7 protein-coding genes and 1 pseudogene are annotated in these 6,601 nt (G+C 65.0%); 1 reads left to right on the top strand and 7 read right to left on the bottom strand.

Annotated elements, in window-relative coordinates; all coding sequences use genetic code 11:
- From gatB to ACMDCM_RS16950, 6 genes and pseudogenes are all read right to left on the bottom strand, one after another.
- Window positions 1-774, bottom strand: a 774-nt coding sequence (gene gatB / locus ACMDCM_RS16925; protein WP_412774814.1) for an Asp-tRNA(Asn)/Glu-tRNA(Gln) amidotransferase subunit GatB, incomplete at its 3' end; no start/stop codon positions are given.
- Window positions 775-848: 74 nt separating this feature from the next.
- Window positions 849-2,221, bottom strand: a pseudogene (locus ACMDCM_RS16930) (patatin-like phospholipase family protein).
- Between the two features lie 96 nt (window positions 2,222-2,317).
- Window positions 2,318-2,626, bottom strand: coding sequence for a hypothetical protein (locus tag ACMDCM_RS16935; RefSeq protein WP_412774815.1), 309 nt, complete (start codon window positions 2,624-2,626; stop codon window positions 2,318-2,320).
- Window positions 2,617-4,092 carry an Asp-tRNA(Asn)/Glu-tRNA(Gln) amidotransferase subunit GatA gene (gene gatA / locus ACMDCM_RS16940; protein ID WP_412774816.1) on the bottom strand — a complete coding sequence of 492 codons (1,476 nt, stop codon included), beginning with the start codon at window positions 4,090-4,092 and terminating at the stop codon, window positions 2,617-2,619. Before gatA ends, ACMDCM_RS16935 begins: the two co-directional genes overlap by 10 nt.
- 217 nt (window positions 4,093-4,309) lie before the next feature.
- The gene (gene gatC, locus ACMDCM_RS16945) at window positions 4,310-4,597 is read right to left on the bottom strand and encodes an Asp-tRNA(Asn)/Glu-tRNA(Gln) amidotransferase subunit GatC (protein ID WP_412774817.1); all 288 of its coding nucleotides are present in this window, start codon (window positions 4,595-4,597) and stop codon (window positions 4,310-4,312) included.
- A gap of 110 nt (window positions 4,598-4,707) precedes the next feature.
- A complete protein-coding gene (locus ACMDCM_RS16950) occupies window positions 4,708-5,778 on the bottom strand; it encodes an NAD(P)H-dependent flavin oxidoreductase (RefSeq protein WP_412774818.1) in 1,071 nt (356 codons plus the stop codon).
- A gap of 131 nt (window positions 5,779-5,909) precedes the next feature.
- Between ACMDCM_RS16950 and ruvX the strand changes: the two genes are divergently transcribed.
- A complete protein-coding gene (gene ruvX, locus ACMDCM_RS16955) occupies window positions 5,910-6,401 on the top strand; it encodes a Holliday junction resolvase RuvX (protein ID WP_412774819.1) in 492 nt (163 codons plus the stop codon).
- A 28-nt stretch (window positions 6,402-6,429) separates the two neighbouring features.
- Here the strand turns inward: ruvX and ACMDCM_RS16960 are convergent.
- A partial coding sequence (locus ACMDCM_RS16960; protein ID WP_412774820.1) for a CPBP family intramembrane glutamic endopeptidase occupies window positions 6,430-6,601 on the bottom strand: 172 nt, incomplete at its 5' end.

A 6,601-nucleotide genomic window follows, 5' to 3' on the forward strand; every position in this document is an offset into this window, starting at 1 on the left:
GATGCTGCCGCCGTCCTCGAGGATGCCGATCTGGCGTCGCGCCTCGTGTTCGATCGCCTGACCGATGAAGCGGATGGAGTTGACGTTCTTGATCTCGCAGCGGGTGCCGAAGGGCTGCCCTAGCCGGCGCACCGAGACGTTGACGTCGGCGCGCAGGCTGCCCTTCTCCATGTCGCCGTCGCAGGTGCCGAGATAGCGCAGGATCGACCGCAATTTCGTCACATAGGCTCTGGCCTGTTCCGACGAGCGCATATCCGGCTTGGAGACGATTTCCATCAGCGCCACGCCGGAGCGGTTCAGATCGATCGCGCTCATGTCGGCATGCTGGTCGTGCAGCGACTTGCCCGCGTCCTGTTCGAGATGCAGCCGCTCGATCCCGACCGTGATGCTCGTGCCATCGGCCAGGTCGACCACGACCTCGCCCTCGCCGACGATCGGCGACTTGTACTGGCTGATCTGATAGCCCTGCGGCAGGTCGGGATAGAAATAGTTCTTGCGGTCGAACACCGAGCGCAGGTTGATCCGGGCGTTCAGTCCCAATCCGGTCCGCACCGCCTGCCGGACGCATTCCTCGTTGATGACAGGCAGCATTCCGGGCATCGCGGCGTCGACCAGCGAGACGTGGCTGTTGGGATCGCCGCCGAAGGCAGTCGACGCGCCGGAGAACAGCTTTGCGTTGGATGTGACCTGGGCGTGGACTTCGAGCCCGATCACGATCTCCCACTCGCCGGTGGCGCCCTTGATCAGGTTCGACGGTTTGACAGGTGCGTTCATGCGCGGCTTTTACCCCGGAGGTTGCGACGGGAAAACCCCCGTCCAAATCAATTGAGTCGGCCGCTTGCGCCAGCTCACATGCTGCCGGCAAACGCGCGGAAGGTTGGACTCGCCCGCAATGCGTCGCGCCCGGCGGCGATCACGTCGTCGACCTGCTGCGGCGGCAGATGGAAGCGGGTCGGAACGGTCTCCAGGCTCGCGGCCCGCGCGGGATCGAGTTGATCGAAGCCGATCCGTCCGACGAACAATTTCAAATCGTGGCAATTCCAGCCCGGACGCGCGCCGTAACGGGCGCGATCGGCGGCTGACAGGCCGCAGCGCCAGCGGATCAGCGCCGTCTGCCAGTCGCCCATGGTTCGCTCGAAGGCGGTATAGCCCGCGCCGACGCTGGCATCGATCGCGGTGTCCGCGGCGGCTTTGACCAGGTCGACGCCGCTCGGGCCTTCAATGGTATTGATCCAGTTGCCGGCGAGGCCGGTCTTCGCATCGATCACCAGAAACAGCGCGCGACCGCCTGATCGGGCGACAGCGGTCCATAGGGCGTACTCGCCGACAGCCGCGCGATGGTGAAACCGGCCAAGCCGTAGTTGTCGACCAGGCCGCCGTCGAGCAGCTTGATATAGGGGATTTCGCCATCGTGATAGCGGCTGACCGCTTTCGCAAACGCGCTCAGCATCGGCGGCGCGTTGCGGTTGTCGCGCGCTTTCACGATCCAGGCCGGCAGCGGATCCTTGCACCGGCCCGGAAAGGTCTGGATCACCACCGGCGCGAACGCAACAGGCACCGCTGCCGACGCGGCCACCGCATTCGCCAGCGGATAGGATCCGAGGTCGCTGCACATCGCGCTGAACGCGGTCACGCCGAAAACAAAGGGCGTGCGATTGTAGATGTCGGAGGCGTTGATCCAGACCCGCGGGCGCACCGTCTTGCGAAGGTCGGCGAAGGTCGCGCCATGAAACAGGTTGGCATCGAGCCAGCGCGGCAGGCCGCTGGAGTCGTTGATGCCGCCGGCGAAGGCCTTGCCGAGCGTGGCAAGGTTGAGATCGGTCTGCAGCCCCTCCTCCGCGTTGCGCAGCAGAAATCTTTCGCGGAAGTCAGCCAGCGCCGCGCGTTTTCGCAACCCGAAATAGGCCGCGGTAACCGAGCCGCCCGACACGCCGGAAATGAAATCGATGCGATCAAGCATCGACACGCCGCCGCCGCCGCGCGCCGGTATTTGCGCCAACTCCTCCAGCACGCCGAAGGAAAAGGCCGCCGCCCGGGTTCCGCCCCCGGAAAACGACAAGCCGACCAGATCATCGTCGGCGGCTGCCCGCTCCTCGAAATTTTCGTGAAGCTGGCCCGCGAGATCGGCGCTGCTGCCCGGCTGGTTGACCGGCGCATTCTGGATCGACGCGCAGCCAAGCAGCACCGCGCAAAATCCAGTGATCGCAAATGCTGAACGCATGGCCGTGCAATCGCCCCCGCCGATGTCGCCATTGATGCGCAGAGCCGGACAGTCTCGCCCATGACAGGATTAGCTGTCCCGCCCCGCCCCGTCTGTCTAGCCGCCCTCGCCGCCCAGCAATTCCACGACGATCTGACTCCACTCGTCTTCGGATGAACCTTTCGCAAACGGCTTGTCCGCGCGGCGATACCAGTAGGCGGCGTTGCCGATCTCGCGTCCGTCAAGCCGATGCAGATAGGCATGCACCCAGGCCGCCTCGGTGCCGACTTGCGACTGCACGAGGACGTGCGCCTTGTTCCAGTCGCCTTTCGCGGCCCACCACAATGCCGCAAGCGGTGCCGAAACGCCCTGCGGCGGCTCCGCGTTCGTCAGGCTGGTCTTGAAAGCATCCGGCGTCACCACCACACCTCCGGCGTAAAGCGTCCTGCCGCCTGCTCGACGATCTCGCCAAGCGAAAGGAGCGTCTCCTCGTCGAACGGACGGCCGATCAGTTGCAATGCAAGCGGCAGTCCATGAGCATCCTTGCCCGCAGGCACCGCGATGCCCGGCAGTCCAGCCATGTTCGCCGTCACGGTGAAGATGTCATTGAGATACATCTCGATCGGATCGGCGCCGGCTTTCTCGCCGATGCCGAAGGCGGCTGACGGCGTCGCGGGTGTCAGGATCGCATCGACCCCCGCCGCATAGCAATCCTCGAAATCCTTCTTGATCAAGGTGCGGACCTTTTGCGCACGAAGGTAATAGGCGTCGTAGTAACCGGCGGACAAGACATAGGTGCCGATCATGATACGACGGCGGACCTCCGCGCCAAAGCCCTTCGCGCGCGTATTCTCATACATTTCGACGAGATTGCGGCCGTCGACGCGTGCGCCGTAACGAACGCCATCGTAACGCGCGAGGTTCGACGACGCCTCAGCGGGCGCCACGATGTAATAAGCGGGCAGCGCGTATTTCGTATGCGGCAACGAGACCTCGACCAGTTCGGCGCCCGCGGCTTTCAGCCACTCGGCGCCCTGCGTCCACAGTCTCTCGATCTCCGCGGGCATGCCGTCGAGCCGATATTCCCTGGGAAGGCCGATCTTCATTCCTTTCACGGATCTGCCGACCGCAGCTTCGTAGTCGGGAACTTCGCGATCGACCGAGGTCGTATCCTTCGGATCGTGGCCAGCCATCGAGCGCATCAAAATGGCGGCGTCGCGCACGGTGCGCGCGATCGGCCCGGCCTGATCGAGCGACGATGCAAACGCGACGATGCCCCAGCGCGAGCAGCGTCCGTAGGTCGGCTTGATGCCCACGGTGCCGGTGAAGGCAGCGGGCTGGCGGATCGAACCGCCGGTGTCGGTCGCGGTCGCGCCAAGACACAGTCCGGCCGCCACCGCCGAGGCCGACCCGCCCGACGAACCGCCGGGGACCAGCTTCGCATCGGACCCCTGCCGCCGCCACGGATTGATCACGGGGCCGAAACGCGAGGTCTCGTTCGACGAGCCCATCGCGAATTCGTCGTTATTGAGTTTTCCAAGCATCACGGCGCCGTCGCGCCAGAGCTGCGACGTCACGGTGGATTCGTAAGGCGGCTTGAAGTCGTCGAGAATTTGCGAACATGCCGTGGTCCGCGTGCCTTCCGTCGCGAACAGATCCTTGACGCCGAGCGGAATGCCGTTGAGCGGCCCGCTTTCGCCTTTGGCAATCCGCGCGTCGGCCTCGCGCGCCATCGCTCTCGCCCGCTCCGGCGTCTCCAGCACATAGGCATTGAGCACGCGCGCCCGCTCGATCGCCGCGAGATGCGCGTCGGTCAGCTCAATCGCGGTGAATGACTTGGTCGCAAGACCATCACGGGCCTCGGCCAGCGTGAGCGACGTCAAATCCGTCATTTATCGACCGCGCTACAGAAAAATGGCGACAGCGTCCTGTCGTTTCGGGGATCGGCGGCGCGAAGCTTTTCTTCCGCCTGGAGCTGCTCGAAGACGGCGTCCAATACCGCGTCGGGATCCACAGTCTCCCCCCGACGCTTCAACGCGTCGAGACGTTCCATATAGGTCCGATAGACCTTCTCATCGCTACACAGCAGACACATGGGCTCACAACCTGTTATTCGACGACCTTCGGCACCAGAAAGAAATGGTCATCCGTTACCGGCGCGTTGGCGACAATCTTGTCCGCGATGTTGCCGTCATTCACCACATCGGCCCGCTTTTTCATCGTCATCGGCATCACCGAGGTCATCGGCTCGACACCGTCGACGTTCACTTCCTGCAACTGCTCGACGAATGCGAGGATCGCATTCAGTTCATCCTGAAGCGCGGGAACTTCCGTCTCGCTGATCGCGATCCGCGCAAGGTGCCCGATACGGCGGACAGTAGCGGCATCGACAGACATATTATTCAGGGCCTCGCAGGCGTCTAATTGTTCAAGTGCTGCCACCAATAGGCGTCACGCCTATAGCAGACCCGGCTTTCGCGCTGCAACCGCACTGTTCCTCTTACAACTCACAAGGCGCTCAACCGCTTCAACGCGTCCCCCGCCAGCGCGCGCGTGAGTTCCGCCGCCGGCATCTCGCGGCCAAGACGAACCCCCTGTCCGGCCCAGAGGTTGGTGAAATCGACCTTGCCCTGCTTCTCGGCGGCCGCCCTGAGCGGTGCGAAGGCCGCGGCCGCATGGGGAAACGCCGGCGCATCGGGCGAGACCGGCCCCACTTCGCGCATCGCGCGGTTGGCAATCCCGCGCGCCGGACGCCCGGTCATGACATTGGTGATGACGGTGGACTCGTCGCCCGCGGCGGCAAGCGCAGCGCGGCCCAGCGCGGACGCCCTGGATTCAGGACAGCGAAGATAGGCCGTGCCGATCTGCACGCCGGCCGCGCCAAGCGCGAACGCCGCCGCGATGCCCCGGCCATCGGCGACACCACCCGCCGCGATGATCGGCACGCGCACCGCATCCGCCATCTGCGGCACCAGCGCGAAGAGACCCGGCTGCGCCGCGATATTGTCGGTCAGAAACATGCTGCGGTGGCCGCCCGCCTCCGCGCCTTGCGCGATGACGGCATCAACGCCGTTTTCCTCAAGCCAGACCGCTTCGCGCACGATCGTGGCGCAGCCGACCACGACAGCGCCGGTCGCTTTCACCCGATCGAGCAGCGGCTTGTCCGGCAATCCGAAATGGAAGCTGACCACCTCCGGCTTCACCTCCTCGACGACGTCGCACATCGCCGCATCGAACGGAGCGCGGCTCGCGGGCGCGGTCGGGGCTGACGGGTCGAGGTCCCACTCTCTATAATAAGAGGCGAGCCGCATCCGCCATTGGGCGTCACGGTGTGGATCGGCGGCCACCGCGCGATGGGCGAAGAAGTTCATGTTGATCGGCGCCTTGACCCGCTGCCGGATGATGCCGACCTGCTCGCGGGCCTTGTCGGGCGAGAGCATCGCGCACGGCAGCGACCCCAGGGCGCCGCCCTCCGCCGCCCCGATGACGAGTTCGGCATCCATGACGCCCGCCATCGGCGCCTGAACGATTGGAAACTCGATGCCAAAAAGATCGATCAGTCTGCGGTCCGGCCACATGGTCTTCTCGTTCGCAAGGGGTTGGTGATCCGCGCCTTAGCATACCGGCACGCAAGGCGGCCATCGATCCTCGGCCCGGCGTTTTGCCGCGCCATTTTGCCATGCCCGTCGCGCGCATGTTATGCGAGGCGATGCCCGCCTCAGTCCTGCAATTGATCGAAGCCGCCATGCACTGGCCGCAACGCGGCGCCCTCGTCGGGCTCGACCTCGGCACCAAGACCATCGGCGTGGCGGTGTCCGACCCCGATCGCCGCCTCGCCACCGGCGTCGAGACCATCCAGCGCAAGACTTTTACGGCGGATGCCGCGCGGCTGCTTGCGATAGCGGGTGAGCGTAGCGCCGTCGGCTTCGTGCTCGGGCTGCCGATCAACATGGACGGCAGCGAAGGACCACGCGCGCAGTCGACCCGGGCTTTCGCGCGCAATCTGGCGAAACTCACCGATCTCGCCATCGGCCTCTGGGACGAGCGGCTGTCGACGGCCGCCGTCGAGCGCGAACTGATCGGAATGGACATGAGCCGCGCAAGGCGTGCCAAGGTCATCGACGAACATGCCGCGATCTTCATCCTGCAGGGCGCGCTCGATCGGCTTGCGGCGCAGCGACGGTCTTCCGGATCGGACTGAATGCGCGGCAGTGCGGATCGCGCCGGCGTCAGGAGTGGCCGGCGATCCACAGCGTCTGTAGCGTCGCCGCGAGATTGTTGAGGCCGTGCAGGATCACGGTGAGCAGGATCGAGCCGCTGCGATAGCGCAGGTAGCCGAACAGCAGCCCGATCGAGAACACCTCGGCAAAGAAAAACCAGTCGTATTGCAGGTGCATCGCA

The organism is Nitrobacter sp., from assembly GCF_047149785.1.
Lineage (GTDB): Bacteria > Pseudomonadota > Alphaproteobacteria > Rhizobiales > Xanthobacteraceae > Nitrobacter.

What these genes read in the sequence shown, in the direction of transcription:
- gatA (WP_412774816.1), bottom strand. Translation starts at nt 4,092, where the DNA reads ATGACGGATTTGACGTCGCTCACGCTGGCCGAGGCCCGTGATGGTCTT.
- gatC (WP_412774817.1), bottom strand. Translation starts at nt 4,597, where the DNA reads ATGTCTGTCGATGCCGCTACTGTCCGCCGTATCGGGCACCTTGCGCGG.
- ACMDCM_RS16950 (WP_412774818.1), bottom strand. Translation starts at nt 5,778, where the DNA reads ATGTGGCCGGACCGCAGACTGATCGATCTTTTTGGCATCGAGTTTCCA.
- ruvX (WP_412774819.1), top strand. Translation starts at nt 5,910, where the DNA reads ATGCCCGCCTCAGTCCTGCAATTGATCGAAGCCGCCATGCACTGGCCG.